At 63.3% G+C, this 2,328-nt stretch carries 2 protein-coding genes; one reads left to right on the plus strand and one right to left on the minus strand.

The window, feature by feature from the left end:
• A partial coding sequence (locus tag EN964_RS32075) for an MFS transporter (protein ID WP_127277248.1) occupies nucleotides 1-959 on the minus strand: 959 nt, incomplete at its 3' end.
• Between the two features lie 146 nt (nucleotides 960-1,105).
• Between EN964_RS32075 and EN964_RS32080 the strand changes: the two genes are divergently transcribed.
• Nucleotides 1,106-2,014, plus strand: coding sequence for a LysR substrate-binding domain-containing protein (locus EN964_RS32080; RefSeq protein WP_164748869.1), 909 nt, complete (start codon nucleotides 1,106-1,108; stop codon nucleotides 2,012-2,014).
• Nucleotides 2,015-2,328: the final 314 nt, after the last annotated feature.

Genomic DNA, 2,328 nt, shown 5'->3' on the forward strand with positions numbered 1-2,328 from the left:
GCCAACGGCGGCAGCACAAGCGTCGGCAGCGTGTAGGCAAGCAGGGCAAGGCCGGTGGAGACGGTGTCATAGCCGAGCCCGGCGTGGAACCAGATCGGCAGGTAGATCATGAAAGGCCAATAGCTGAGGTTCATCGCGGCAGAGCCGACGATGGCGCCCGAAAAGGGCCGGATTCGGAAGACCGAGAAATCGAACATCGGCCGCTGGCTGACCTTCTCGGCAATGAGGAAGGCGATGAAGCTCACTATCGAGATACCGAGGATCGCCAGCGCGGCAGGGCTGGAGAAACCCAGATCCGGCCCCTGGATGATGTAGAAAACGAGGCAGAAAACCGACGGCGACAGCGTCAGGATGCCTGCTACGTCGAGCTTGCCCGCCTGTGGATCCTTCGATTCGTGGACGCCCATCAGAGCGAGGGCGAACGCCAGCGCCGCAACCGGCACGTGGACAAGAAACACCCATTGCCAGCTCGAGACCGCGACGATGCCGCCGCCGATGATGGGGCCGAAGCCGAGGCCGGTGCCGAAGATGACGCCCCACCAGCCCCATGCGACGGCGCGTTCGCGCCCTTCCCGGAATTCATGCGACAGCACGGCAAGCTGGCAGATCAGCATCGCACCGCCGCTCAGGCCCTGCAGAAACCGGGCGACGATGAGCGTGGAGACGCTTTCGGCGACGCCGCAGATCAGTGATGTCAGGCCGAAGGCGGCGATGGCGACCAGAAAGACACGCTTGTGCCCGTAACGATCGGCGATCGTGCCGACCGCCATCAGCACCGTCGTGACCGCGATCGTATAGGCGTTCATCACCCATTGCAGTTGCTTGAAGTCGGCGTGCAGAACCTGCTCCAGTGTCGGCAGAATCGTGGGAACGCTTGAAATCTCCAGGCCGAACATCAGGCATGCCAGGCAGGCGGCAAACAGAACCACGATGCCTCGGCGGGTCAATACAGTGGGCATGATTCAACCTTTCGAACGTATTTGTCGGCAATCGGCGAATCCATCGCAGCTCGCCCGGCGCGCGTATGGCCCAGGGTAGGCGAGGCTTGATCATATTAGAATTGCATGGTTGGCTATTTCAGAGACAACAAGTGCGGATAGCTGACATGACGCTGGACGTAGACGCTGTGAAAACATTCGTCGCCATCGCCGATCTTCAGAGCTTTACGCGTGCGGCCGAGGCTCTTGGCAGCACACAAGGGGCGATCAGCGTGAAGCTGAAGCGGCTGGAAGAGCGCGTCGGCCAGAAATTGATCGAGCGCACGCCTCGGCTGGTGCGCTTGTCGGCGCAGGGCGCGGTGTTTCTCCAGCCCGCACGCGACTTCCTCGCGGCACACGATCGCGCCATTGCCAGCCTGTCTTCGGTGCGCCGCCGCTTCACACTGGGCATCGCCACCCATGTCGGAGGCGCGGAAGTCCCGACATTGCTGGCGCGGCTCAATGCGCATGACCCGGCGCTCACCATCGAAGTGCGGCTCGATGATTCGCGCGACCTGCTGGATGCTTTCGATCGCGGTGAGATCGACGCGGCGATCATCCGCCGGGAGGACGACCGGCGCGATGGTGAAGTGCTGGCGCCCGAACATTTCGGCTGGTACGCCGCGCCCGACTTCGTCCACCGGGCCGACGAGCCGCTGCGCCTGGCGGCATCCTCGCCATCCTGCGGTATTCGTAACATCACCACCCGCGCGCTCGACGCTGTCGGAATATCGTGGACGGAGGTGTTCCTCGGCTGCGGCTCTTTCGCCGTTGCCGAAGCCGTCTCGGCCGGCCTCGCAGCCTCGGTATTTTCCTGCCGGCTTGCCCCATCCGGCACCATCGAGGTCAGCCGGAAATTCGGGCTGCCGGCGCTGCCGCCTTCCGAGATCGTGCTGCTTTCGACGCTGACGGACGCCAAGTCCCGCGAGGCGCTGAGGACGCTTGCAATGGCCTTTCGCGAGCATCGTCCGCCTGTGGCGGGCAATGCCGGACGGCCCCGGTTCCGCAGTTCCCAGATGGTCGACGGCCTGGCCTAGAGCAATTCTAGGGAAAGTGTGAAGCGGTTTTCCGTTTAGAATTGCGTTAAAACAAAGAGTTAGAGCAGATCGCCGTTTTCCGTGAAACGGTGAAATGCTCTAGGACTCCACCCTCGGACACCAGGGCTGAGACCGGGCGCCTTTGCTGCTATTCGGCCGCCGGTGCCAGCGGCCTGACCCTGGCCATCATCGAGCGCAGCACCGCTGGTTTGAGCGGTTTGTTGATCACCGCAATCTCGAGCCCGCCGGCGGCCGTGCTGGTCACCGCAGACCGCTCCAATGAGGTGCGCACGGCCGGCAGGGTGTCGCCATGG

The sequence above is a fragment of the Mesorhizobium sp. M7A.F.Ca.CA.001.10.2.1 genome, assembly GCF_003998575.1.
Taxonomy (GTDB): Bacteria; Pseudomonadota; Alphaproteobacteria; order Rhizobiales; family Rhizobiaceae; genus Mesorhizobium.